Origin of the sequence: Pseudoalteromonas sp. S2721 (genome assembly GCF_005887425.1) — a bacterium.
GTDB classification, from domain to species: Bacteria; Pseudomonadota; Gammaproteobacteria; order Enterobacterales; family Alteromonadaceae; genus Pseudoalteromonas; species Pseudoalteromonas simplex.
Genome location: NZ_PNCZ01000017.1, coordinates 1 through 24,867, shown reverse-complemented (window position 1 = coordinate 24,867; position 24,867 = coordinate 1). Strand labels below are relative to the sequence as shown.

22 protein-coding genes are annotated in these 24,867 nt (G+C 39.7%); 9 read left to right on the top strand and 13 right to left on the bottom strand.

The features are described 5' to 3' along the window. Window positions 1–634: transposase (locus CWC02_RS08340; RefSeq protein ID WP_502705403.1), on the top strand; the 634-nt coding region annotated here is incomplete at its 5' end. Between the two features lie 292 nt (window positions 635–926). Here CWC02_RS08340 and gdhA read toward each other — a convergent pair. The 3 genes from gdhA to CWC02_RS08325 all read right to left on the bottom strand — a co-directional run bounded on the left by gdhA (window position 927) and on the right by CWC02_RS08325 (window position 5,032). Continuing rightward, window positions 927–2,279: an NADP-specific glutamate dehydrogenase gene (gene gdhA, locus CWC02_RS08335; RefSeq protein WP_138617594.1), complete on the bottom strand. Its 1,353-nt coding sequence runs from the start codon at window positions 2,277–2,279 to the stop codon at window positions 927–929. Window positions 2,280–2,354: 75 nt separating this feature from the next. Continuing rightward, a complete protein-coding gene (locus CWC02_RS08330; RefSeq protein WP_054554751.1) occupies window positions 2,355–2,840 on the bottom strand; it encodes a hypothetical protein in 486 nt (161 codons plus the stop codon). 2 nt (window positions 2,841–2,842) lie between these two features. Then, window positions 2,843–5,032 carry an LruC domain-containing protein gene (locus CWC02_RS08325; RefSeq protein WP_138617592.1) on the bottom strand — a complete coding sequence of 730 codons (2,190 nt, stop codon included), beginning with the start codon at window positions 5,030–5,032 and terminating at the stop codon, window positions 2,843–2,845. A 225-nt stretch (window positions 5,033–5,257) separates the two neighbouring features. Between CWC02_RS08325 and CWC02_RS08320 the strand changes: the two genes are divergently transcribed. After that, entirely contained in the window at window positions 5,258–7,411 is a 2,154-nt protein-coding gene (locus tag CWC02_RS08320; RefSeq protein ID WP_171043828.1) for an ATP-binding protein, read from the top strand. Here the strand turns inward: CWC02_RS08320 and CWC02_RS08315 are convergent. The 4 genes from CWC02_RS08315 to CWC02_RS08300 all read right to left on the bottom strand — a co-directional run bounded on the left by CWC02_RS08315 (window position 7,404) and on the right by CWC02_RS08300 (window position 11,117). Then, the gene (locus CWC02_RS08315; RefSeq protein ID WP_138601865.1) at window positions 7,404–8,798 is read right to left on the bottom strand and encodes a M28 family metallopeptidase; all 1,395 of its coding nucleotides are present in this window, start codon (window positions 8,796–8,798) and stop codon (window positions 7,404–7,406) included. The genes CWC02_RS08320 and CWC02_RS08315 overlap by 8 nt on opposite strands. Before the next feature lie 116 nt (window positions 8,799–8,914). Continuing rightward, entirely contained in the window at window positions 8,915–9,823 is a 909-nt protein-coding gene (locus tag CWC02_RS08310) for a sensor domain-containing diguanylate cyclase (RefSeq protein WP_138617588.1), read from the bottom strand. A 61-nt stretch (window positions 9,824–9,884) separates the two neighbouring features. After that, window positions 9,885–10,280: a VanZ family protein gene (locus tag CWC02_RS08305; protein WP_138617586.1), complete on the bottom strand. Its 396-nt coding sequence runs from the start codon at window positions 10,278–10,280 to the stop codon at window positions 9,885–9,887. A gap of 3 nt (window positions 10,281–10,283) precedes the next feature. Continuing rightward, window positions 10,284–11,117, bottom strand: coding sequence for an alpha/beta hydrolase (locus tag CWC02_RS08300; protein ID WP_249364088.1), 834 nt, complete (start codon window positions 11,115–11,117; stop codon window positions 10,284–10,286). 156 nt (window positions 11,118–11,273) lie between these two features. Here CWC02_RS08300 and CWC02_RS08295 point away from each other — a divergent pair, with 156 nt between their 5' ends. Beyond that, the gene (locus tag CWC02_RS08295; protein WP_138617581.1) at window positions 11,274–13,121 is read left to right on the top strand and encodes an ABC transporter ATP-binding protein; all 1,848 of its coding nucleotides are present in this window, start codon (window positions 11,274–11,276) and stop codon (window positions 13,119–13,121) included. A gap of 74 nt (window positions 13,122–13,195) precedes the next feature. Here the strand turns inward: CWC02_RS08295 and CWC02_RS08290 are convergent, their stop codons facing one another. After that, window positions 13,196–13,612 carry an MAPEG family protein gene (locus CWC02_RS08290; RefSeq protein ID WP_054554742.1) on the bottom strand — a complete coding sequence of 139 codons (417 nt, stop codon included), beginning with the start codon at window positions 13,610–13,612 and terminating at the stop codon, window positions 13,196–13,198. A 304-nt stretch (window positions 13,613–13,916) separates the two neighbouring features. Between CWC02_RS08290 and CWC02_RS08285 the strand changes: the two genes are divergently transcribed. Continuing rightward, window positions 13,917–15,116: an Nramp family divalent metal transporter gene (locus tag CWC02_RS08285; RefSeq protein ID WP_138617579.1), complete on the top strand. Its 1,200-nt coding sequence runs from the start codon at window positions 13,917–13,919 to the stop codon at window positions 15,114–15,116. Window positions 15,117–15,182: 66 nt separating this feature from the next. On the opposite strand, the gene CWC02_RS08280 is transcribed toward CWC02_RS08285, so the two are convergent. The 3 genes from CWC02_RS08280 to CWC02_RS08270 all read right to left on the bottom strand — a co-directional run bounded on the left by CWC02_RS08280 (window position 15,183) and on the right by CWC02_RS08270 (window position 18,701). Beyond that, on the bottom strand, window positions 15,183–16,409 hold the full coding sequence (locus CWC02_RS08280; protein WP_138617577.1) for an amidohydrolase family protein: 1,227 nt from the start codon (window positions 16,407–16,409) through the stop codon (window positions 15,183–15,185). A gap of 11 nt (window positions 16,410–16,420) precedes the next feature. After that, window positions 16,421–17,803: an amidohydrolase gene (locus tag CWC02_RS08275; protein ID WP_138617575.1), complete on the bottom strand. Its 1,383-nt coding sequence runs from the start codon at window positions 17,801–17,803 to the stop codon at window positions 16,421–16,423. A gap of 112 nt (window positions 17,804–17,915) precedes the next feature. Further along, window positions 17,916–18,701 (bottom strand): hypothetical protein, encoded by a 786-nt coding sequence (locus CWC02_RS08270; RefSeq protein ID WP_138601849.1) that lies wholly within the window; start codon window positions 18,699–18,701, stop codon window positions 17,916–17,918. 356 nt (window positions 18,702–19,057) lie between these two features. Here CWC02_RS08270 and CWC02_RS08265 point away from each other — a divergent pair, with 356 nt between their 5' ends. After that, entirely contained in the window at window positions 19,058–19,420 is a 363-nt protein-coding gene (locus CWC02_RS08265) for a DUF3718 domain-containing protein (RefSeq protein ID WP_054554737.1), read from the top strand. Window positions 19,421–19,473: 53 nt separating this feature from the next. Here the strand turns inward: CWC02_RS08265 and CWC02_RS08260 are convergent, their stop codons facing one another. Next, window positions 19,474–20,169, bottom strand: coding sequence for a DUF445 domain-containing protein (locus CWC02_RS08260; protein WP_138601847.1), 696 nt, complete (start codon window positions 20,167–20,169; stop codon window positions 19,474–19,476). Between the two features lie 112 nt (window positions 20,170–20,281). On the opposite strand from CWC02_RS08260, the gene CWC02_RS08255 reads away from it, so the two are divergent. Further along, the gene (locus CWC02_RS08255) at window positions 20,282–21,142 is read left to right on the top strand and encodes a fructosamine kinase family protein (protein WP_054554735.1); all 861 of its coding nucleotides are present in this window, start codon (window positions 20,282–20,284) and stop codon (window positions 21,140–21,142) included. Window positions 21,143–21,370: 228 nt separating this feature from the next. Further along, a complete protein-coding gene (locus CWC02_RS08250; protein ID WP_054561385.1) occupies window positions 21,371–21,574 on the top strand; it encodes a CPXCG motif-containing cysteine-rich protein in 204 nt (67 codons plus the stop codon). A gap of 39 nt (window positions 21,575–21,613) precedes the next feature. Here the strand turns inward: CWC02_RS08250 and CWC02_RS08245 are convergent, their stop codons facing one another. Next, a complete protein-coding gene (locus CWC02_RS08245) occupies window positions 21,614–22,240 on the bottom strand; it encodes a riboflavin synthase subunit alpha (protein ID WP_138617573.1) in 627 nt (208 codons plus the stop codon). A 94-nt stretch (window positions 22,241–22,334) separates the two neighbouring features. Between CWC02_RS08245 and CWC02_RS08240 the strand changes: the two genes are divergently transcribed. Both CWC02_RS08240 and CWC02_RS08235 read left to right on the top strand, forming a co-directional pair. Beyond that, window positions 22,335–23,693, top strand: a complete 1,359-nt coding sequence (locus CWC02_RS08240; protein WP_138617596.1) for an MATE family efflux transporter — start codon at window positions 22,335–22,337, stop codon at window positions 23,691–23,693. Beyond that, complete coding sequence (locus tag CWC02_RS08235) at window positions 23,668–24,687, top strand: DUF3080 family protein (RefSeq protein ID WP_138617572.1); 1,020 nt, start codon at window positions 23,668–23,670, stop codon at window positions 24,685–24,687. The genes CWC02_RS08240 and CWC02_RS08235 overlap by 26 nt, the downstream gene beginning before the upstream one ends. Window positions 24,688–24,867: the final 180 nt, after the last annotated feature.

The following is a 24,867-nucleotide window of genomic DNA, read 5'->3' as shown; positions in this document are numbered from 1 at the left end:
ACCAAACGCAGAGCTTTCTGCGATTAATGCCAGAGTTAATTTTTATCGTGAGAGGCTCAGTAGCATCAGTTGGTTTATGCGCGTTCTTAATGAGAGTATTGCACGACAAGCAAATCAAGAAGATGAGTGTAAAGGACGCTTTTGGGAAGGTCGCTTTAAGTCACAAGCATTACTTGATGAAGCAGCTCTTGCAGCTTGTCTTGCGTATGTTGAGCTAAACCCTGTAAGAGCGAAAGCGGCTGATTTACCTGAGCAATCTGACTACACCAGTATAAAAACACGCATTGAGTCAGCTCAAAATAATAAGCAACCAAAATCACTTATGCGCTTTGCAGGTAAACCACGTAAGCATATGCCTAAAGGTCTGCCATATGAGCTCAAAACATACCTGCAACTCGTTGATTGGACTGGTCGCTCAATACGAGAAGATAAACCAGGGAAAATCCCTGAAGATGCATTACCAATACTTGAAAGACTAAATATTTGTACTGACAACTGGCTTACACTCGCCACTTCCTTTACCCGCTCATTTAAAAATACAGCGGGTAAAGAACAAGCAATCACAGCTTACACAAATCACATGAAACGAAAACGGAGAAGCTCTATAGCTAAGAGCCAAGCTTTATTTTGTTAATCTATTAAAACTACAAAACAATACTAATAAATATCTATTGATATAAATAAAAATATCGACGTTCTGAAATTACTTATGATATAAATTAAATAGCTAATTTTTCAGAGAGAGCAGTAATTAAGTACCAACTCCCTACTTTCATCTAGCCGAGATAAATCTCAATTATGCGATACTGCACTCATATCAATAAATAAAATGGGTGTCTTTATTGTTTATGTAAAAAATGGATGTCTCTTTAATTACATTTTATATTCTTAGAAAAAAGTGGGTGTCTAATTATATTGTCAAATCACTAAACAACACCTTGCTTTAACATTGCATCTGCAACTCGTTCAAACCCTGCTATATTCGCACCAAGCACCAAGTCGTGTTCATTAGAGTACTGCTTGGCAGTAACTGAAATAGTATTAAAAATGGATTTCATAACTTGCTGAAGTTTTACATCAACTTGCTCAGATTGCCACTTTTGCATACTGGCATTTTGAGCCATTTCGAATTGGCTCGTCGCCACACCTCCAGCATTTGCGGCTTTGCTTGGCCCTAAGTAAACGTTGTGCTCTTTGAAAATCTTCATTGCTTCAGGTGTAGTTGGCATATTCGCACCTTCGCACACAGTTAAACATCTGTTTTCTACAAGAGCTTTAGCATCATCTTTAGTAATTTCATTTTGCGTCGCACATGGCAAAGCAATGTCTGCTTCATATCGCCAAACTTGATGACCGTCACTTGGGTATTGATTGACAGGTGTGAACTCAGCATCTTTATGTTCATTCAAATAATCTCTAAGCTCAGCACCACGTTCACTTTTTAGATGCATCACTAATTTTACGTCAAGCCCATTCTTACAATATAGCGTGCCCTTCGAATCGCTACAGCTAAGAATCACAGCATCGTACTCATCAAGCTTTTTCATCAGATAAAGTGCAACATTACCAGCACCAGACACTAAGCACCGTTTTCCTGTTATAGAGTCACCTTTCGCATCTAACATAGCACTTAGAAAGTAAGCAACGCCGTATCCTGTTGCTTCTGTTCTTAAAGAAGAGCCATTTAATGATTCAGGTTTTCCTGTTAAAACGCCACTAAATTGGTTTGTGATCCGCTTGTACTGCCCAAACAAATAACCAATTTCTCTCGCCCCAACGCCAATATCACCAGCAGGTACATCTGTATTAGCACCAATATGACGGAAAAGCTCAGTCATGTATGACTGACAAAAACGCATAATTTCATGGTCGCTTTTGCCTTTGGGGTTGAAATCAGCACCACCTTTACCACCACCTAACGGTAAACCTGTCAATGCATTTTTTAAGACTTGCTCAAAGCCCAAAAATTTAACCACACTTTGGTTAACGCTGGGGTGAAATCGTAAGCCGCCCTTAAAAGGACCTAACGATGAACTAAATTCAATTCTAAAACCACGATTAACCTGAACATTTCCAAGATCATCAAGCCAAGGAACCCTAAATATGACTTGCCTTTCTGGCTCTACTAATCGTTCAACAATAGAGTTTTTTTGATACTTATCATTAATCTCGAGATATTGATTAATCGAAGACAGAACCTCTTCAACAGCTTGATAAAACTCCGTTTCATTTGGATTAGAACTCTTTACTGATTTTAACACTTGCTCTATGTATTCCATCACTCATTCCTCTTCAAGCTGTTGAAAATAACATTCTTACAAATTAAACTAATTTACGTAAAGAATCGATCACTCTTACCTAATCGTAAACACCATTGGCTGCTCACTATCATTTTTCCAATAATAACGTAAAGGCTCACTCTGAGTGTCATAAAACCACACCTCGGCCACCAGCTCTAATCCACTGTTAGCTAACATTAAACTAGATGACAGCTTGCTCTGTACCAATGGTGCACGAAGCAAACACTGGTTATAATCGGCTTTATCGTCGTCGCCTTTAAGACATATGTTTAAAAAGGCTCTGGTGTCACCAATATTCAAATCTACATCTACATCGAGCTCTAATTTACTACTTAAATTAAACTCAGGAGCAATCGTTAAATCATTCATCGTCTCAGGATCCACGCCAGTAGCCGGAGGTGTTGTCTCAGGTGGTGTTGTATCTGTTGTAGGTGCTTGCGTTACATTTGTTCCAGCACTTTCAGTTGCAGAGTCGCCTTCACCACCGCCACCACACGCAGCTAACATTAAGCTTATGATCACTAAAGTATAATGTTTCATAATTATTCTCCTCTTGAAATCACGTTAGCAGGCTTAGCATTGTTGAACCACATTGGCTTTTCTTGCCCTTTTGATTCTGCAAATGCTTTAAAGTCGCTGTATGCATGGGTAATATCTACCCCTTCTTTAGGGTGAGCCCAAGAAGTACCTACTTCAATTGCCCAAGGTAGACCTGTTTCGGTTTGGAAGTAAAAACCCAGCGAACTGTCAGATGCATCATCAGACTCTGCGAAAGAAAATAGTTGCATATCAAATTTTTCTGTCGGCTGCTGATTCTTAAGGTGAACCTCCCAGCTTCTAGGGTCTTTACCAACCAAGGCTTCACCATGATAGTGTCCATCAGCTGCAAATATGAAAGGATCTAATGTGTACTTAGGTGCATCAGCGGTCGCTGTACCTGGTAATAAATCAATAAACAATGAAAACGTGACTTTATTGTTGCTATCACAACCCGTCTCGGTTCTAAAATAATTACAATTAGACTGTTTATCAATGTAATCCCAAGTATCAGGCATAATCACGAAAATAGCATCTTCAGTATTTTGCTCTAAGATCTCGTGCGTTTGTTCAAGACCATTAATCAGTAAACTAGTTTTTTCAGCATTAATTTGGCTACGTAAAATGCGTTTATCATTTGAACCTTCCACAGTCTCATATAACCTAACTGCAAAGCCATTATGAAAATCAGCACCTATCCCAACTAGCTCACCTTCTATTTTGTAACCTGTAGCCACACCATTTTGATCTATAATTGTAGTTCGATAGTTTATAACTAAATCATTGAAGTCATAATCTCCAGAAAATGGCCATTTATCCTCAAATGCAAGTGTTACCCAGCTATTTTCTCCTGGGTAAACTAGGCTTCCCAATGTTGTTACAGAGTAATCTTCTACCTCCCCACCAATAACACCACCAGTTGCTGTAATTGGATTGGTTTCACTACCATCAGTTACACGAAAGCGAGACCAGGTTGTTCCCATAACGGCATCATCTGGAACATTAACCAAAATGCTATTATCGCCTTGGTTTAACCGATATTTAGACACCGTAATTTCATCCGCATCAAATTGGTAATTCTGATCCCAATCAAACCATGCGTATAGATATGTCTCGTCATTTGCAGAGGTAACAATAATTTGACTGGTATTGCCTGCTACCAAATCAGTGACGAACTTAACGCCGTCATCTGATTGATCATCAGGTGTTAAAAGTAAGTCTGAACGTGTATTAATATTCTCGCCATCTACTGTAGCACCTAAGTAAACCAAATTAGTTTGATCTGCATTTGGGTCAAATAAATGTCTTGCGCCACTGTCTTCGAGTGAGGTTTGATAAGGAGCAGGTGCATCACCAAAATCGATTGAATTATCCGTTACCTTTACCTCAGCAATTGCGCAGCGTGCACCATCATTTTGATTTGATGTAGGCCCTAAAGTAAACACCGCAGCAGTTGGCGTGTAACCGTTTACAGGGCTAATGCTAAGGTCTACTTTGTGTATTTTACCGCTTCGGTTATTACTAAAGTAAAACTGTCCTTTTACATCAAAATACCCAGCACCATTCGCTCCGGTATCACCAGCTATATCTAAGTTCGCCACAAATGTGGGTGTCTGATTATTAAGATCTATTTCGTATAAGTCGCCATTTGATTCAACTGCATACAAAAGGTTGCTATTAGGATGAAAAGCAAAATCATAAATAGCTAACCCCCAGCTAGCTGAACCCGCAACTAAATCAGCTTGATATTCATCAGCAGGCTCTGTCAAATCAATACCGTACAATCCGAATTTGGGATGATACAAATAATATACCGCCTGATTAGTTTCACTATTTACATGGATGTCACCCACATAGAAGTTAGTATCAGGCAGACCGTTAACCACGAGTCGTTCTAGTTGATAATCATCACCAATTTTGACAACACTCTTCGGGCTTTGCTTACTAAAGCCATACATATATTGGTCTTTATAGTTAAAACCCACAGCATTTACGCTTTCATTGTTTGTTTCGTCACTAAAGTTTAATGACGGTGCTAATACTGTCGCTTTAGCAGAGACCAAATCAATTCCAAACATTTGTGCAGGTGTACCTTGTATTAGAAATGCTTTACTTGGGCATTCTTCAAACGGAGCTGCGCTTACATAACTAGTGGCAAGCACTGATAAAAGACAGACGGGTATTTTGCTTTTCATAATTACACTCTCCTGTGGTTATGTAATTATTTAAAGCAGCAATTGTTCCAAAATATAACTCATTAAAAAATAAGGTTTTAAATATTTTTTGTAGATTCTTTTTGCAAGATGCAACCATCTATATCGCAAAATGCAATTCTTTTTAATCACAAAAAACAAATTTACTCAACACAAAAGCATGATGTGCTAGAATTGCTTCAGAAAAAATAATAATAAATGTTAAAAATGAACTTTAAAGCTCTTGTTATTCTGCTGTGTACCTTGTCATTTGCATCAATTGCGTCAACTCTACAAGGCCACATTGATGAAGCTAGAACAATAAGCGATTACCAAGAACGCTATAAATATTTAACAAATATAGATAAACGCCTTATTGAATCTGCCAGTTTTGCTGAGCGATTAAGCTTTAATGTTAGATTAATTCACGTTCATATACACCTAGGTCAGTTTCAACAGGCGCAAAATATAGTAGAAGAACTTGAGTCTTCTCCAAAATATAAAAGTGACTCCTCTATTTATAGCGAATTGTATTTAGTCAAAGCTCGATTGGCATATAGTGCAAATAAATTAGAATCTGCAATTCACTTATCTCAACAAAATGTCGCGCTGTTTCAGCGTTTGCAACTCACCGATTACGAAATTGATGCCGTTGCGAGCCTTGTCAGTGCTTATCATAATGCAGGTGAATATCAAGCAGCCTTAAACTTGCTTGAGGTTTATATTCACGACAACAATCGAGAATTATCCTTAAAGCAAAAAGAAATGCTCTACCATGGTTATTCGCGTAATCTTGAACAGTTAGACCGGTTAACCCTTGCCCTAGAATATAAGCTAAAACGCCGTGAAGTTATTCAGCAAATGTCGCCGTCTATTTCATTACAAGCAGGTATAAGTTATTCAATTGCCCAAAGTTATTTAGATTTAGAACAATACGAAAAAGCAAAGAGCGAGTTTATTACAGCCCTTAGTTTTGATAGGCAAACGGGTTCACTATCTGATATCGGACATAGTTTAGTTAAGCTATCCCAATGCGAATATGGACTTAAAAACTACCCTGCAGCACTTGCATACGCACAAGAGGCTAAGCTGGTCTTCGCTAGTTATAACAGTACGCGAAATACTGCCTGGGCAAACCATAATATTGCGATAAATTTGCTCGAAATAGATAAACCTGACCAAGCATTAAGCATTGAAAAACAAGTGCTCATTGAACTCAAGCAAGACGATCACTTATATATAGATGTATTACTTACATTAGCTAAGCTGTACATTGGCTCTACTGAGCACGAACAAGCTAAACATTATGCTGAGCAAGCCTACCAGTTAAGTAAACAAAAAAATAAGCTGCAAAAACAAATCATTGCCCTAGAACATTTGATCACTGTGACAGAAAAACAAGCTGATTATAAACAAGCCCTGTCGTATCAACGTGCTATTACAGAGCTTGAAAAAGGCTTTGCCCGTAACAACTACAACCAGCGTTTAGCTGAGCTACAAAACTCCATTGCAATGCGCGACCGCGATTTAGCAATACAAGATTTAAAACTTCAAGACAATGAAAAAAGCCAAGCTATTGCCGCACAACGTCAAGCTATTTTATACAGCGTCTTATTATTTAGCCTGCTTTTAGCTGCAATGGGCATTGCTTTATTAAGAATAAGACAGAGAAAACAGCTTATTGAACAGCGCCGAAATTATCTGGATAAACAAATCAGTCAACGTAGTAAGTTATTATCACAAGTAGCTCACGAACTAAGTGGTCCATTAACAGGGTTGCGCTTACACCTTGAAACGCTTCAAGCAGGCCTAGCCCAATTTAATGAGCTTACTTACGAAAAACTTAACCAAAAAATCACCGACATGGCAACTTTAGTGACTGATTTAAATAAAATTTCACTTTTAGAACAAAGCAGCTTTCAGCTCAACGTAACAACAATTAATGCGGCTGAGTATTTCCAAAGTTTACACGCAGATATGCTGATCCAGCTTGAAAAATTTGAAGTGACATTTACACAAAATGTTGCTGATGAACTAAGTTTTGAGTGCGATGCAACACGGCTTTCACAGTTATTTGCAAACTTAATCAGTAATTCGCTTAAGTACACAAATCACCCTGGTAAGATTAATTTGACGATTAGCCAAAACCAAACACAGCTTTTAATCTGCTATGAAGATTCATCCCCTGGCGTCAGCGACGAGAGTTTAGCAAAGATTTTTGACCATCTTTATAGAGTGCCTGACTTAAAAACAGTGAAACAGTCAGGTTCAGGAATTGGGCTTGCGATAGTAAAACAAATTGTCGAAGCCCATAACTGGCGTATTACAGCAGCTCATAGCGAACTGGGTGGTGTCCGCTATGACTTAACGATTGCTATTTAGTTGATTTGTCTGACCATTCGAACGCGCCAACATCGCCAGGAAATACAACCGGTGATTCAATACCGTCTTTGTTTACAGCCGCAACACCAAAATAGTAGTTATCGATAACAACATTTTTAAGGGTTGCTTCGGTTACCTTGCCAACATCGCGGCTAAACTGCCATTGTGGCTCACTGGTATAACGCCAATAGATTTTATAACTGACCACCGTTGGATCATCACTTTTATGCCACGCTAATGTTGTACTCGGCTTTACTGCACCTGAAATACTAACACCCGTTGGTGGCGCCGGAGCCCATGCCATTGATGCCATTGTTACTGCATTGAGTGACGTTAATTTCGCTGCATAGGCAAAATCAACATGGTCAATGGTGTCACCATAAGTAATACCATTTTCAGTACGTAAGTCTTGATGCTGTTGATTATAGTTTTCGTTTGTCTCCATAATACGCACAGCGGCAAAGCCAACATCGTTAAATGGACGGTGATGCCCTCCTCGACCAAACCGATCGAGTCGATATACCAACATGGTATCTAGATTCTCGATGTAACGATCTGCGATTGTATCTATGTAGCGCGCAAGGTTACGACTTGCTGAGTCAACCTCGCCCCCCGTAAAACGGCGTTTATGAGCCTGGTCTTTCGTTTCAATAACGCGTGTGCCTTCAGAGAAAATACGTGCAGTTGTGTTATCTGTTACACCATTAATGCCCGTTGAATTACCAATCATGTCATTGTTTAAAACACCATGAACACGCCAATCATGCTCTTGTGCATATTTAGCTAAAATTTTACCGCCAAACAAGCCTTGCTCTTCACCAGATAATGCTGCGTAAACAATTGAACCGTTAAATTTATACTTTGATAAAACTCGCGCCGATTCAAGCACGCCAGCCACTCCAGATGCATTATCGTTAGCCCCTGGCGCATCTGAGATATAGTCCATAACATCAGACACTCTCGAGTCAATATCACCCGACATTATAACCATACGATTTGCATCAACTTGACCACGCTGTATAGCCACAATATTGACCACGTCAACCGGGTTTGGAATACGCTTTTCACCGGAGATAGTGTCTTTTACCTCGATGATTTCTAGGCAGTTACCGCACGCTTTAGATATCGCCTCAAATTCAGACTTGATCCAACGTCTTGCAGCACCAATACCGCGCGTATCTGATTTCGTCTCAGAGAGAGTATGGCGAGTGCCAAAATCAACCAGCGTTTGAATATCTTGCTCTATACGTGTTTTAGAAACAGCACTTGCAATATCATGCAAAGCTTGTTGATCTTTATATTGAGGTGTTGTGGCATGAGCTGCCGAGACCAATAACAGCGATGAGCTAAACAAAGCACCCGTTGTTGTTATTTTACGCTTTAACATAGTTTCACTCCTTCAATGAATCATTAAAGGCTAACTAATATTTCATTTCGCGCAATAGTAATGCGTTAGAAAACAAATTAATAGGTTAAAACATTTTTCCGATAAAGCTATTAATACTATTTAATATTTTTAGTGCCTGATAACTTTATTCCCTCGTCATAAAACACCAAGCGATTACCCCCTTCATACTTAGCTTTGTACATAGCTTTATCTGCACACTGTATTAAGAATTCTGCATCACCATAATGCTCAGGAAATAGAACTGCACCAATACTTGGGGAATAACACAGTTCATCATCATTAAAAACTAAAGGCTTACATATTTCACGACTTAGTTTATCAGCAATTTTTTTTACATCAGCTTTGCGTTTTACACTTTTTACAACAATTACAAACTCATCCCCTCCCAAACGGCCAACTATGTCGTCTTTATCCAATACATGGCGAATTCGCATGGCAATAGTTTTTAATAGCTTGTCGCCAGCACTGTGGCCGTGAATATCATTGACTTGCTTGAAGCCATCAATATCGATAAACAATACCGCAATAATTGCAGAAATAGTATTAGCAGTGGATAGTGACTCTTCTAGTTGGGTAATTAAAAAGCTACGATTAGGGAGATTAGTGAGTGGATCGTGCCCAGCCATGAATATGAGTTTTTGCTCAAGCTTTTTCTGTTCTGTTATATCATGAGCAATCGCTACTCTAACTTGCTTTTCTTTTGACCAATAGACAGACCACAAGACATGGACCACAGTACCGTCTTTTTTCACCCACCGGTTTACAAACCTTGGATGTAGATTATCTGTCATTATCTGATTGATAGCATTAATGGTTTTTGCTCTATCTTCGGGATAAACAAAGTCCAACATTTTTCTATTGATGGCTTCTTCTGGTGCGTATCCGAAAATTGTTTCAAAGGCTGGATTAGTAAACAGCAAGGTGCCTTTTACATCTACTACGCAAACAGCATCAAGTAATAGCTCAATAATATCTGACAAATAATCTGAGGTATTTTTGTTCATACGCAACTTTTAGGCTAGCACTATACTGAGTATAGACGAAACCTAACAAGTCACTGAAAGTTTAGACCTTAGGTGGATATAACTTTTTGCTAAGCCATGCAGATATGGCACTAAATATTGCGATACCAGTAAAATCTGCAATTAAATCAACAAAGTCTAATGTTCTCGATTCAATAAAAAATTGGCTTAGCTCTTCTAAAATCACAAACGTACTCACAATCAACACAGCTAAATAAATAGGCCGTCCAGCAACGTTCAATGTTTTAAACTTAAAGGCAAGGTTTATGAATAACGTAAGTAGTCCAAATAAGCAAAAATGCCCCAACTTATCACCGTAAGGAATGGCCGCAACGAGTTCGAAAAACACCGACTTTTGCCCAGTATTGGCAAGATAAATAACCCAACCAATAAAAGCGAAAAAGCCGATAGCAATTAACACCAGAATACGTTGAAGCATCTTTTATGGCGCCATATGTGAGGTTAAAAATAAAAATTGGTAGGCAATCACTTTATTCCAATAGTACCAGTCATGAATACCCGGACGTTCAACATAGTCATGGCGGATACGCATTTTTAACATCGCTTGATGTAACGCTCGATTTTGCTCAATAAAAAAGTCATCAACACCTATATCAAGCATAATCGGTAAGGTATCAGCGCCTTTTTTCCATGCAGTATTGCCTGCAGAAATTTTATGAAGATTATTAATGATGGCTATGCTATCCCATTTTTCTTTGTTTTCAGCATAACTGCCGAGTACTTTTTCAAGGTCAAACTCTGCACTAAAGGGCCTAACATCAACCCCAGCAGATATCCCTGAAACTGCTGCAAACTGGTCTGGGTGATTTATTGCAATGTGCAAGGCACCAAAGCCACCCATTGATAAGCCTGTTATTGCACGGCCACTTTTAGACCGATTAGTCGAATATTTAGAATCAATATAATTTAGTAAATCGTCTGCGATGTAGGTTTCGTATTGCGAGCTTTTGTCGATATCAGAATCGAGATACCACGAACCGAAGTTGCCATCTGGGTTAACAATGATGACATCATATTGGTCTGCCAGTTTTTCAATGTTTGTCAGCTTAGTCCAATCGCTATGATTGCCACTGTAACCATGTAATACATAGATAACATTGTATTTTTTTGAGTCCTGATAGCCATCAGGTAATGTCACCGTTACAGGTTTCTCGATAGCAGTTTTTTTGCCCTTAAATATGTGGGTGTCGGTTTGGAAGGCACAAAGCGGTAAGCTAAAAACGAGGGACAGCGTACAAAGCAACTTTTTCATCATTAATTCCTTTTTCTTATTATATTTTCATTTCTCACACTAGATGTAAATAACTGAATAGTTGATAGATTTTAATCTTAGTTTTTAAATTAAATGAACTGCTAAAAAACCACTCAAATGGTATAGTAAGGCCACTTTGATTTTTAAAAAGCGTCGTCTATGTATCGTTTATTTGAACGGATGACTAATCCGTTTCCTAAAGAGCAACCCTCTCAGCCACCTAATAGCTTATTTGCTTTTTGCCGTCACTATACTCGTGGCATGGAGCTTTCATTGCTGCTGATGTCGTTAAGCGCCGCTGCACTCGCTATTTTAGAAGTATCGCTATTTAGTTACATGGGCCAGCTTGTCGATTGGCTTGGTCAATACACCCCAGATACCTTGTTTGTAGAACAGCAGGCTGAGCTTACAAAAATGGCGGTTATGTTGCTGGTGGTGTTACCTATTGTCGTGTTCTTTCACTCAGCGGTTTTACATCAAGCGCTGCTTGGCAACTATCCTATGTCTATCCGTTGGTTAGCGCACCGTTATTTGCTTCGTCAGAGTGTTAGTTTTTATCAAAACGAATTTGCCGGCCGTATTGCAACTAAAGTGATGCAAACCTCATTAGCTGTTCGTGAATCGGTGATGAAACTGCTCGATGTACTAATGTATATCGTGGTCTATTTTGGCGCCATGGTGTTTTTGGTCGCAGAATCTGACTGGCGTTTAATGTTGCCATTATTGGTTTGGCTAGTTTTGTACGCCGCTATTCAAATGTATTTTGTACCTAAGCTCAAGAAGGTAGCAAGCTCACAAGCGGATGCGCGCTCAGAAATGACCGGACGTGTAGTTGATAGCTACACTAACATTTCTACTATCAAATTGTTCTCGTACACACAGCGAGAAGAACAATATGCAAAAGATAGTATGGATGTGTTTTTACAACCGGTATATAAGCAAATGCGCTTAGTTACTAGCCTAAACTTCTCTATCAACACGCTAAATTACTTATTGGTATTTAGTATTGCTGCCCTCTCTTTATATCTATGGTCAATTAGCGCCATCAGTGTTGGAGCTATCGCCATTGCGGTGAGTTTATCACTGAGACTAAACGGTATGGCACAGTGGATCATGTGGGAGATCAGTAGTCTATTTGAAAACATTGGTACTGTTGCTGATGGTATGAAAACCCTATCAACGCCGATTGAAGTGGATGATAAAGAAAACGCAAGCACTCTTACTGTTAATGAAGGGTCGATAAGCTTTGAGAATGTGCAATTTAACTATGGTAAAGCTGCCAACGAGACCCTCCGCGGCCCTGTTATCAATGGCTTAAATTTAGATATTAAACCGGGTGAGAAAATAGGTTTAGTAGGTCGCTCTGGTGCAGGTAAATCTACCTTAGTGAATTTGTTACTGCGCTTTTATGATGTTGACTCAGGTACGATTTCTATCGATGGTCAAAACATCGCTGAGGTAAGCCAAGAAAGCTTACGTAAGCACATTGCGATGGTGACGCAAGATACCTCGCTGTTACACCGCTCAGTAAAAGATAACATTCTTTATGGCAGACCCAATGCTACTGAAGATGAAATGCTTGCAGCCGCAAAGCAAGCAGAAGCAATTGAGTTCATCGAAGACTTAGAAGACAGCAAAGGCAATAAAGGCTTTGCCGCACAAGTTGGTGAACGCGGTGTGAAGCTTTCTGGTGGTCAACGTCAACGTATTGCTATTGCACGAGTCCTTCTAAAAGATGCACCAATTCTAATCTTAGATGAGGCAACCAGTGCCCTTGATTCTGAAGTAGAAGCCGCAATTCAAACTAGCCTAGACGATTTAATGACCGGCAAAACAGTTATTGCCATTGCGCACCGCCTATCAACTATTGCGCAAATGGATAGACTCATTGTGCTTGATGAAGGTGGCGTGGTTGAACAAGGCTCTCACGAGCAACTAATTGCCCAAGATGGTATCTATGCTGCCCTATGGTCACACCAAACAGGTGGCTTTATTGGCGTTGAGTAGCTAGGTTTTCAGTATTAAAAAAGGCATTGTATGAGCATTCATTCAATGCCTTTTATATATGTTAGCAATGCTGTTTAAATCAAACGTAAACCAATTAAAACAAGCATCACACTATTTGCCAAAGCAGCGATTAAAAAGAAATAGCTGCGTGGGCTTGGATTCTTCTCAGTTGCTACACCATAATACAGCAGCATATGAATGATCCTGGCTATCACATACAACCAAATACACAGTGCAAATGCACTACTGTTCAAGTTTAAAAAGAACCCCAGAAATACGCTACCTAAAAATAACGGGCTATTTTCTAAGGTATTCATAAATGTGCGATGTGAACGAAATACAAAGCTATCGTGGCTTAATGAATTATCGAGTTTACCAGGCACCGCATTGGGCTGTTTGGCTTTAGTGACAGCGGCAACCACCCACTGAATTGTCAGCATAATCAGATAAACATACACGGCCGCATATGCTGAAAGAGTAAGTTCAGGCATTTTCATTTCCTTTAGTTAAAAGCATATACACTTTGCAAGATACCTACCAAGCCAAAACTTAAAGCAAACCATTGATTTTAGGTGCATTTACTTTAATTTCGTTATGCGTACTGTGCCATTACTACGTACTGTATATAAAAATTACAGTGTGGATTGGTCTAAGTTCAACTCGCTAACTTTAAGCGATTCACCTGTTTTACTTTACCCATACTAAGTCTGTCTATACTCTATATGGTCTGTTTTCTAAAACATTAGCTGTTTTGCTAATAGTTAATGTATAAAAATAATAATAAAAGGTTTTATTATGCGTTTAGGGCCCGGACTGCTAGTCACCGCAGCTTTTATTGGACCAGGTACCATCACCACGGCAAGTGTTGCAGGTGCTAATTTTGGCTTTGCTCTTATTTGGACGTTATTGTTCTCAGTTGTAGCGACTATTTTGTTGCAATCAATGGCTGCTCGTCTAGGTGTGGCGACAGGGCTAGATTTAGCATCTGCACTCAGAACCACGATTCAAACACCGATTTTTAAAGCCCTGGCTGCCATATTAGTGATCAGTGCAATTGGTATTGGCAGTGCAGCCTATGAAGCAGGCAATCTGACTGGTGCCAGTTTAGGACTGCAAGAAATACTCCCTTCTGTAAGTCCACTACTCTGGACTCCCCTTATTGCAATTTTAAGTGCAGTGCTCTTGTACACTGGCAAACATAAAGTCATTGAGGGTGCGTTAATTGTTCTAGTGGTGTTGATGAGTTTAGTATTTATTTCAACGCTGGTGATGGCGGCTCCGCCACTTGGTGAAGTGCTAAAAGGATTTATACCTAGCTTACCTGATAATTCAATTACCACGGTACTTGCCTTGATAGGCACAACCATTGTGCCCTACAACCTGTTTTTACACTCTGGGGTACTTGCAGAAAAACACGATAGTTCAAAAAATATCGACAAAGTAATCAAAGAAACAAACCTTGATACCGGTATTTCGATAACTTTAGGTGGCATAATCACGTTAGCTATCTTATCGACAGCCTCTGTGGCATTTTACGGTACTGATGCAGGTAAAATTTCAGCGGCCAATATGGCTGTGCAACTTGAACCTCTTCTAGGTGGTATGGCTCATTATTTCTTTGCTATCGGTTTATGTGCAGCTGGACTTACTAGCGCAATAACTGCACCGCTTGCGGGTGCTTACGCTGTTTGCGGCATGCTTGGTTGGTCAACACAAATGAGTGATACACGTTTTAAACTGGTTGCTATCACTATCCTTGTTTTCGGTACACTGGTCGCATCGCTTGGGCTTGATCCGGTTGCGGTTATCATCTTTGCGCAAGCTGCCAATGGATTATTACTTCCAATTGTTACCTGTTACCTTGTTTGGTTAGTGAATCAAAAATCGGTGATGAAAGGATACACTAATTCGCTTTTACTTAACCTTGTAATTGTGCCAGTAATACTGCTTATATTTGGCCTTAGCCTTTATAAACTAAGCAATCTAATTTTTTAGCTTTTAGTTTGAAAATATGTATTAAAAAAAGGCCGCAAATTTGCGGCCTTTTTATATGTTGAGCACTTATTTAGTATAAGCGCGTGGCATTGCTGAATCAGTTGTATAACGATCGCGTAGTTTGTCTTGACGCGCTTCGGTTGAAACCTCTTCACCGTTGATCCACATTTTGCTTACGTGTGAGTTAAGCTCAAATGGATCAGCAGACCACATAACTAGGTTTGCACGTTTACCTTTGGCAATTGCGCCTGAGTTTAAACCAAAAACATCAGCAATATTGCTGGTAACTGCGCTAAGTGCACCTTGTTGGCTCATACCGTATGACACAGCATTACCTGCATCAAAACGTAATTGGTATACATTGTGGCTTGAGTCACCAGCAACACCAATAATGACTTTTACACCCGCTTTTTCAAGCTTACCTGCGTTAGCAAGATTTGCATGCATAGAGTCAAAGCTACCCGGTAAGTTAGCCATAGAGCTGATGATCACAGGTACATCCGCTTTAGCTAATGTATCAGCAACCACAACAGCATCATCACCGCCATGAATCACTAAATTGATGCCATAGCTTTCTTTTAACTTAACAAGTTCATAGATGTCTGATGCGCGTTGAACACTGGCAATCAATGGCATATCACCAGCAAGCACAGCTGCTAAAACTTTTTGCTCTGTTGATGGCTCTTTTTTGTCATCTTTTTTAGCTGACTTTTCGCCTTCAAGCTTGTCGATAAGTGTTTTCATCGACATAGCACGTGAGCCTTTACTCTTTTCACCTAAATGAACAACAAGTGCAACTTGCTTTTTATTTACGCTTTCAAAGCTGCCTGATAGATCAACTACAGATGCAAGACCCGCAAAGATACTGTCACCACCGTTTGGTACAATCACATCTTGAGTAATGCCGCCTTTGCGAGCATAAGGAATTAAGCTACTGCGTGGGTTGAATGCAAGGCTTGGATCAAAGTCAATGCCCGCTTTGTCGTCACCACCATCACGCGAACCTGCAACAGCACCCACTTCCACTAAGCCTAATTGGTTCATAGTACCAATAAAGCCTGCAGTCACGATTTGGCCTTTTGCATCAATGGTTGTATCCGCGTTGATAGACGCAGGGTTAATAGCAACAATTTTGCCATCTTCAATAACAACGCTTGCGCCTTCAAGTACGCCTTGCTCTGTTGAAGTGTGTAGTGTTGCATTTACAATCGCTACTGATGCAGCACTTGCTGTCGCAGAAAATAAGCCAGCAGCAACAAGTGACAGCTTTAATGATTTAGTTAATTTTGTCATCAATGTTACTCCTATTTTTGACCTAGCATGAAATCACTTTGTGCTTGGTATTTATCATCGTTACGATCATAAACTTTGGCACCATCGATAAATACTTGTTCAGCTTTCGCATAAACACTGAATGGGTTTTGGTTCCAAATAACCACATCAGCTTGCTTACCTGCTTCAAGTGAACCTGTTTTATCATCAATACCTAGCGATTTAGCCGCGTTTGAAGTGATCCACTTAATTGCGTGTTGCTCAGAGATGTCGTAACCCACATCATTCGCGCGATACATCACTTTACCGGCTTCTTGATTTAAGCGTTGAATCGTTGTATCAGAATCAGAGTGAACAACGGCACATGAATTTTTAACAGCATCTACAATTGCTACGTTCTCTTGAACCATGTCGTAGGCTTCCATTTTAAAGCCCCACCAATCTGGCCAAAGTGCCGCACAGTTACCGTTTTCAGCAAGTAAGTCAGCAATTTTGTATGCTTCAACACCGTGATGGAAAGTACCTGAGTGATAACCAAACTCTTTACCGAGGTCGATCATCATGGCCATTTCTTCTGCTTTATAACAGTGGTTATGGATTAATATGTCACCTTCTAACACACCTGCTAGCGTATCTAGCTTGATGTCGCGGTGAGGTGCTGCAGGGTTTTTACCTGCGGCATAATCACTTTCGTATTTATCCCATTCACGTTTGTATTCAGTCGCTTCAATCCACGCTGTGCGGTAGCCCGCCATGTTACCCATACGCGTTGATGGTAAAACACCTTTGCGGCCATAAACACGTTTTGGGTTTTCACCACATGCCATTTTTAAACCATATGGTGCTTCAGGAAACTTCATACCTTGCATCGTGTGCGAGGGAATGTTTTTAAGCGTTACACCGCGGCCACCAATTAAGTTTGCTGAACCTGGTAGAATTTGTAATGACGTAATACCGCCTTCACGAGCACGGTTAAAGCCAGGATCTTGTGGCCATACTGAATGCTCAACCCATACTTCTGCAGTCACAGGGCTGGTCATTTCATTACCATCTTGGTGAGATGCTACTGATGGAGTTGGGTATGCACCTAAATGTGAATGCACGTCAATAATACCCGGTGTTACCCATTTACCTTCTGCATCAATTGTTTTATCAGCTTGTACAGAAAGGTCTTTACCTACTTGTTGTACTTTGCCATCAACAATGAATACATCTGCGTTATCTAAACGCTCACCTGTGCCGGTTAAAACTGTGGCATTAGTGATTAACGTACTTTGTGATGCAAGTGGCTGATAAGTGCTTGGGTATGGGTTTTTGTTAATTGAGACTTTTGGATCTTGTGGGCCATTGTCTTGACAACCCGCTAACGCGACACCAAGCGCCATAACCAACAAGGATGGTGCAAATTTTTGCATTCTTACGTTCCTCTTTTTTATTATTTAATTACTTTAACTAATTGTTAATTCTAATGCGAGTAAACGAGGCCAGTCACCAATATTCAAGACGAATAACCAGCCTCACAGAGCACTATTTCTTTATGTAGTTGTTATATAACTGCTCTAACGCACCTTCGGTAGTTAAGCTCGGATCTTTGTTGATAAAATGTTTCACAGTTCGAGTTACAAAGTCTGAGTTTTGCTTGTGCTGCTTGGCAAAACTTTTAATCAGTGAATCTGCATCGTTAGCTGCGGTTATTTTTTCGTGTCGATGGCGGTATTGACTCAATGCACGGTTAAAATCACCATTATAATCTTCGACCACCAGCTTATAGAATTCTGTTCTGTCGACTTGTAAATCATTAATGCAGTAATTAAGCGCGTCTTTAAAGTCATAAAAGACTTTGCCTTGCACATCAAATTCGGCACGTTTCTCGCGAATAGTGACACTGGCATCTTCAGTTGCATAACTATAACCTTGAAATGCTAATCGCTCTGCCGCCTCTGCACCTAACTTCATGCCTGCTTTAATACTGTGCACAAACTCATCACTCATATCGTGAAGTTCACTTTCATGCCACATGTGATAAATTCTCAGCGCTTTTGCATATTTTGCAGAAAGTTTCTTTTTTAGCTTTGTCACTCGCCCATCAATAGTTAGCACTCGTTCGTTATGCAGTAATGCAAAGCACTCATAACATGCTGGAATTGATATAAATTCGGCCTCTTCGCCTAAATCTATAATGCTTTGCAGCATATGCAGTGGCGGACAAAAATCTCGCTCAGTTGCTTCACAACCACAATAAAAACATTGATTAAAGTGTTTTGATTCAGATGCATAGGCTTGTTGATAATAGCCTGCTAATTTTGTGGTCACTGATGCTCCTTATACTCTGATTAGCCTTTTAAAGAAAAGCTAGAGTTAATACTTAAATGTAACAGCCACGTAAATATCAAGTCTTAAATACGAGCTAATACAGGATTTTTAAAAATTAATTAAAAAATTTTAAGGCTAATTGTGTCAACATTCACACTTTAAAATAGCACTTATCAAGCGGTTAGTTTTGTTTGTTCACATCTACATACTTACTTACATCTTGTCGATTTTCATTAACAGCAATTGTTTTTGTTTAGCGTAATACTTTAAATGTGCCCAGCAAACAGGAAGTGTGCAGTATCCGTAATAGCCAGGTCGCACAAATGTTACGTTATAGACAACAACTGGAGAGAAAGATGAATACGTTAACTACAGCACTAGGTACAGCAATAATTTTAGGTTCTTCACTAGCAGCAACTGATGCAAGTGCAGCCCAATTTGTCGCAGCAGATAACTCAGTTGGCACTCAAGCGTGTATGGCTATTGCATCAAATAAGCCACTCAATGTAATCGGAACTATGCGCGATTTACGCTTAAGTAAACGAGTAATGACAGAAAAACTATTTTGCAATGATATGCCAACTAATAAGTTTGTTAGCACTTATGGGTTGCATAACTCTGCGAAATACTTAAATTTTGACATAGCAACAAAAACCAGTATTCAAGATATCGCTAACGTATCTGATGACACTGTGATTGTAATTGCAGGCTCAAAATAATGATGAATACACAGTAGCAGGTCTTTGAAGGCCTGCTACAAATTCCTTCTTCATTAGACTAGCGCAGCTATCAGGCCAAATAAGCCGCCAAACACCCCTCCCCAAATTACTAACCAACCTAAATGTTCTTTGATCATGGTTTGAATAATATCTTTTACCATGGTTGGTGTAAGCTCATTCAATCGTTCATCAACTAAACGCTCAACTGTACTGTGCAATGAGCCACCAAGGTGAGATTTTGCAAATAGCTTTTCATCAAGAATGGTTTTAAATTCGTCGCTCTTCGAAATATCAATAACCGCCGCTTTCATTTTTTCAATGAAAGGTTCGCGCATTGGCTCGAGCGCATCACGGCCACCAAACATCGACAGCATGCCACCAAATTGAGAGTTTTCGATAACCTCAATTAAAGAGTCATAAGCCGGACTTAAATTAACTTCACTGATCACAGGCTCTAAATCAATATTTGGTTTAGCGAGCGCCATAACCTGATCGATTTTTTCTTCAGCGAAGAACTCGGTCATTACCAAGTTACGAATCGCCACCTTAAAAGACGCAAACTTTAATGTTATAACACCAGAGCCGTATAAAAATGGTACTTTTTCGAATAGCATGTGAATAGCAAGCCAGTTTGTTACTGCGCCCGATAACGCAAATAAACCAACAGAAAGCACAATTGCTTGTTCAAATAAAAATCCGACTAATACTAAGGCAAGTGCCACTAAGTTAGTAATGAGACTTTTATTCATCTGACCCCTCATAAATACTTCGATAAACTTTAACAATATTAACGCTATGGGTTTGTTAATTCATCGTCTTTTTGCCATAGTTTAATTATATGGTTAAAAGGTGAACAAAATTATGTGGAATTCGGTGAATGAACAGATTAGCCAAGCGATGCATTTTGATTTTAAGCATACCTTTAAGCGCCAATTACAATCACCCAATAACGATAAATACTTCCAAATTGGCGATGATTTACACCACTTCTTTGTGAAAGTCGCTCACTTAAGTGATCTGGAGCGCCTAGAGTGCGAAGCCTTTAATCTAGAGCTGTTAACTCAAGAAAGCTTATTTATGATCCCAGATTGCATCACCACAGGTTGCAATATTGAGTTTTCATTTATCGTGCTTGAATGGTTAGAACTTGATAAACAGCCCCATACCAATTGGCATGAAATGGGAGAACACCTTGCCCATTTACACCAAAAGCATACCCAAGCTATGTTCGGCTTAGATAACGACAACTTCCTTGGCCCTACTCTACAACCAAATCGTTGGCACAAAAAATGGGATGTATTTTTTGCTGAAGAACGCATTGGTTGGCAATTGCAGTTATTACAAGAAAAAGGCATTGAGCTTGTTAATCAAGACACCTTCATCGCTTTTGTTAAAGACGCACTGCATAGCCATATTGTAGAGCCTTCGTTATTACACGGTGACTTTTGGCGTCGAAATATGGGCTTTTATAATAATGTACCCAGTGTATTTGACCCTGCTTGTTATTATGGTGATCGGGAATGCGATATCGCAATGAGTGAGCTTTATGCACCACTTCCCGATAGCTTTTATGACGCCTATAACGATATCTACCCATTGCAGGTAGGCTACGAGCAACGTAGAGCCATCTACCAACTATACCCTATGCTCAATAATGCCAATATCTTTGCAGGGCACTATCTTACTGAAGCAAAACAACAAATTGATCAGCTCCTGAAATAAGCTAAAAATCACTGTAAAAGGAATGTCACAAACCGCTAAACACAGCTATATTTAGCTTATAAAGCGTATTAATAAAGATGCTAACCGAATTGGTAGCACTACGCTTAAATAAATTCGGTTAGTGAGTTATATCAATCTAATTAAATCTAGATTCATTTTTGATGAGTTAGGGTTTAATGAAGATTGCAATTTAACGAACTCAGGCATGCCTGATTAAGGTAAAAGCTGATGAAAGACCAATACACACAACGGATTTCATGCCCTCACTGTGGCCACCACATTCACGTAGCACTTGATGCAAGTGACGGTGACCAAGATTACTATGAAGATTGCGCAGCATGTTGCAATCCCATCCATTTGAATATGCATATCGATTACGCACACAACAAACTCGAATTACATGTCGATAGTGACGACGAGCAAATTTTTTAATTTGCTCGTTTTTATACTTATTTAGCTCGTTTATTGTATTTATTTTGCTTGTTGCGATAGATAATTTTCGACCGTGTTGATAATGGTATAAGTTTGCTGATCGACTTCGATATTTAACTTATCCCCTTCGCGGTAGTTATCGAGATTGGTAATAGAGAGTGTTTCTGGGATCAGGTGTAGCCAAAAGCCCTGCTCATCAACTTCACCTACAGTGAGGCTTGCCCCGTTAACGCTAACAAACCCTTTGTACAGCACGTATTTTTGCCACTCTTTTGCTAATGCTAATTGCATTTTACAGTTGTCTTGATGGTGGTTAATTGAAAGTATCTCGGCCATACAATGAATGTGGCCCGATACGATATGCCCGCCCAGTTCAGTCCCAAAAGTCACTGAACGTTCAAAATTCACCGTCTCATTGACAGCCAGCTTACCTAGGTTGGTTAACTTCAATGTTTCATCAATCACATCAAAATTTATAACACAGCACCCTTGAGTGTCTGATGCAAACTTCACCACGGTTAAACAACAACCATTAATGGCTATGCTAGCGCCGATATTCAGGTTTTCAGCGTATTGCTGTTCTACTTGTAAAGCTAGCCTTAGTACACCGCCTTGGTTAGTAGCATCAACCACAACGGCTTGCGTTTGCACAATTCCAGTGAACATCGCTTTCTCTTTTCTTCATTAAATAGATAACTGCGATTTTTATTGATCTATGAATAGATTACAATGGCTGTCTGTTTATTTAGTTGTGTATTTTATGTCTTTTTGTAGTTGGGAAGCCAAAAGGTTAATTTCGTTAGCCATTCCTGTTTTTTTGGCACAGGTAACCCTTATTTTAATGACGGTTGTAGATACCGTGATGGCAGGCCAAGTAAGTGCAACAGACTTGGCAGCACTTTCTATTGCAACGGGTATTTGGAATCCGTTAATGCTTGCATTGCAAGGCATATTATTGGCGTTAACGGGTATCATAGCGCAGTTTGCTGGTTCAAACGATAAACAAGGTATTAGCCACTACTTTCAACAAGGTCTGTATCTGGCGTTAGTACTTGCCATAATCGGTTTAGGGCTGGCAAGCCTTGCTGATACTGTGCTAAGTCAATTAGACACCTCACAGTCTATTACCCATTTAGCTGAGCAATACATTCATTTTGTAAAATGGGGTATTTTTGGTTTTTTACTTTTCAGTGTGTACCGCAATATCACTGAAGGTATGGGAATGACCAAACCTGCTTTCTACATTAGCTTAATTGGCTTAGCGGTCAATATTCCTGCCAATTACGTATTTATACACGGTAAATTAGGTTTTCAAGCCTACGGTGGCGCGGGCTGTGGTATTGCCACGGCGCTGGTATTTTCAGCAATGGCGTTAACTCAGGTTGTTTATTGTCACTTTAACAAAAAGATTGATGCCAAAGCATTATTAGCAAATTTTAGAGCGCCAAAGCCCGCTACTTTATGGACTATCACCAAAGTGGGTATTCCAATTTCATTAGCTACTTTTTTTGAAGTTACGCTATTTGCCTGTATTCCTTTGTTTATAGCGCACTTAGGTGCTGTTGCTGTTGCCGGTCACCAAATTGCAGCCAGTGTGACGACTTTATTGTTTATGATGCCGTTGAGCCTCTCAATTGCGATTAGCATTCGAATAGGCAATTTATTTGGCCAACAACATTATCAACAGTTAAAAAATGCCGTTAAAACAAGTTATATTCTCGCGGCAATTATTGCTTTTCTGCTGGCAAGTGTGACCTTTTTTACCCGAGATATTATAAGCCAATTGTATTCTGACAACCCTGAAGTATTAACTCTTGCTTCTTCAATCATGGTACTTGCTTGTATCTACCAGTTACCAGATGCCCTGCAAGTTTCTGCCAATGGTATTTTACGTGGATTGAAATACACGGCACCAATTGGTTATATCACCTTTGTATCCTATTGGTTGATCGGCTTTGCGCTTGGCTTCGTACTTGCTCGTACAGATTTAATTGTTCCAGCACTGGGCCCTCATGGCTTTTGGATAGGCATTATTGTGGGGTTAAGTGCCGCAGCAATTATGTTGATGTTCACGGTTCATAGGCGATTTAAACATGCACCTTTTTTGCAAAACCAATAGCCTTTTAAACTCTATCATCGCAACAGCGTGCGTGGCACTTATTGCCTGCACGCCCTCTTCCGGTGATGTAAATCACACCTACGCGCAAAGATTAGAAAACGTGCTTAAAACCGAAAGTTTTAAGCTATCTAAACCAAGTACACTAACTGTTAACCACGTTACTGAAAATACTGAAGATAAAGCAACCATTGGTATGCTTGAACTTGCCCAGTTACGACAGTGTAAACTTGCAACCCTTATTGCTGAGCACAATAACCAGCTTGGCAAAACTGCAACGCCTGCTAACATTCTTAGTTATCAAATTAAGTTTATTCAAAGCGCAAAGGAGTGCTTAGAAAGCTTTGAAGAACAAGATGAGCTATTTGAAAAAATAAAACTCACCGCAATACAAAAGCAAGCAAACCTTGCTAACTACTTTAGAGCTATGCTGCTCAACGAAAGCGAGTTTAAGCAAAGCTGGCAGCTAAGCTCGACACACATTGATGAAAACACCGCAGGTTTTAGCGAAACCGTGAGCGCGATGGAGCAAATTGCTAAGTTAAACAATCAAATTAATACCGGCAAAATAAACGCTATAAAGCCAGAGCAAATCATCAACCAACTCGAAGTATTAAATCGTTTTAAATACAACAAGCTACTCATTTCTGCGGCTCGTGTGCAAACACATTACAATCAACAATTAACAGCGCTGCTCATGAAGTATTCAAAAGATGATCTCTGCCCTGCAAACAAGAATAAACAAAAAGCACAAACGTTGAGTAATGTGTTTAAAAAGTTTTATTTAGAGCAACTACAGCCTTATCAATCATTCTTAGTGGGTCGATTAGAAACTCTACAACCTCTTTACCAGCAAATATGGCGTGACACCGAATTGGCCCAGTTTGTAGATAGCGACAGTAATGACGCAATTTTACAAAGTCTTAAGCACTCTGCGAAAAGCCATGTTGCTTGGTGGCAAGGTTTTTACAGAACGTGCGAAATTAGTCCGTTATGAATAAAAAACCAGCACTTAGCACAAAAATAGCTAAAGCTGCTTGATTCACACAACCAGTCGCTATATATTAGCCTCCGTTGTTTAGCCACGCTAACAACAGTTTTAAATCAAAATACAACCGTAGCTCAGTTGGTTAGAGCACTACCTTGACATGGTAGGGGTCGGTGGTTCGAATCCACT

Excerpts from the sequence above, each read along its gene's own strand:
- CWC02_RS08260 (WP_138601847.1), bottom strand. The coding sequence starts at position 20,169 with ATGAATAAAAGTCTCATTACTAACTTAGTGGCACTTGCCTTAGTATTA.
- CWC02_RS08240 (WP_138617596.1), top strand. The coding sequence starts at position 22,335 with ATGTCTTTTTGTAGTTGGGAAGCCAAAAGGTTAATTTCGTTAGCCATT.
- CWC02_RS08330 (WP_054554751.1), bottom strand. The coding sequence starts at position 2,840 with ATGAAACATTATACTTTAGTGATCATAAGCTTAATGTTAGCTGCGTGT.
- CWC02_RS08315 (WP_138601865.1), bottom strand. The coding sequence starts at position 8,798 with ATGTTAAAGCGTAAAATAACAACAACGGGTGCTTTGTTTAGCTCATCG.
- CWC02_RS08280 (WP_138617577.1), bottom strand. The coding sequence starts at position 16,409 with ATGACAAAATTAACTAAATCATTAAAGCTGTCACTTGTTGCTGCTGGC.
- CWC02_RS08295 (WP_138617581.1), top strand. The coding sequence starts at position 11,274 with ATGTATCGTTTATTTGAACGGATGACTAATCCGTTTCCTAAAGAGCAA.
- CWC02_RS08305 (WP_138617586.1), bottom strand. The coding sequence starts at position 10,280 with ATGCTTCAACGTATTCTGGTGTTAATTGCTATCGGCTTTTTCGCTTTT.
- CWC02_RS08245 (WP_138617573.1), bottom strand. The coding sequence starts at position 22,240 with ATGTTCACTGGAATTGTGCAAACGCAAGCCGTTGTGGTTGATGCTACT.
- CWC02_RS08300 (WP_249364088.1), bottom strand. The coding sequence starts at position 11,117 with ATGATGAAAAAGTTGCTTTGTACGCTGTCCCTCGTTTTTAGCTTACCG.
- CWC02_RS08255 (WP_054554735.1), top strand. The coding sequence starts at position 20,282 with ATGTGGAATTCGGTGAATGAACAGATTAGCCAAGCGATGCATTTTGAT.
- CWC02_RS08290 (WP_054554742.1), bottom strand. The coding sequence starts at position 13,612 with ATGCCTGAACTTACTCTTTCAGCATATGCGGCCGTGTATGTTTATCTG.
- CWC02_RS08310 (WP_138617588.1), bottom strand. The coding sequence starts at position 9,823 with ATGAACAAAAATACCTCAGATTATTTGTCAGATATTATTGAGCTATTA.
- CWC02_RS08325 (WP_138617592.1), bottom strand. The coding sequence starts at position 5,032 with ATGAAAAGCAAAATACCCGTCTGTCTTTTATCAGTGCTTGCCACTAGT.
- CWC02_RS08275 (WP_138617575.1), bottom strand. The coding sequence starts at position 17,803 with ATGCAAAAATTTGCACCATCCTTGTTGGTTATGGCGCTTGGTGTCGCG.
- CWC02_RS08250 (WP_054561385.1), top strand. The coding sequence starts at position 21,371 with ATGAAAGACCAATACACACAACGGATTTCATGCCCTCACTGTGGCCAC.
- CWC02_RS08320 (WP_171043828.1), top strand. The coding sequence starts at position 5,258 with ATGAACTTTAAAGCTCTTGTTATTCTGCTGTGTACCTTGTCATTTGCA.
- gdhA (WP_138617594.1), bottom strand. The coding sequence starts at position 2,279 with ATGGAATACATAGAGCAAGTGTTAAAATCAGTAAAGAGTTCTAATCCA.
- CWC02_RS08235 (WP_138617572.1), top strand. The coding sequence starts at position 23,668 with ATGCACCTTTTTTGCAAAACCAATAGCCTTTTAAACTCTATCATCGCA.
- CWC02_RS08285 (WP_138617579.1), top strand. The coding sequence starts at position 13,917 with ATGCGTTTAGGGCCCGGACTGCTAGTCACCGCAGCTTTTATTGGACCA.
- CWC02_RS08265 (WP_054554737.1), top strand. The coding sequence starts at position 19,058 with ATGAATACGTTAACTACAGCACTAGGTACAGCAATAATTTTAGGTTCT.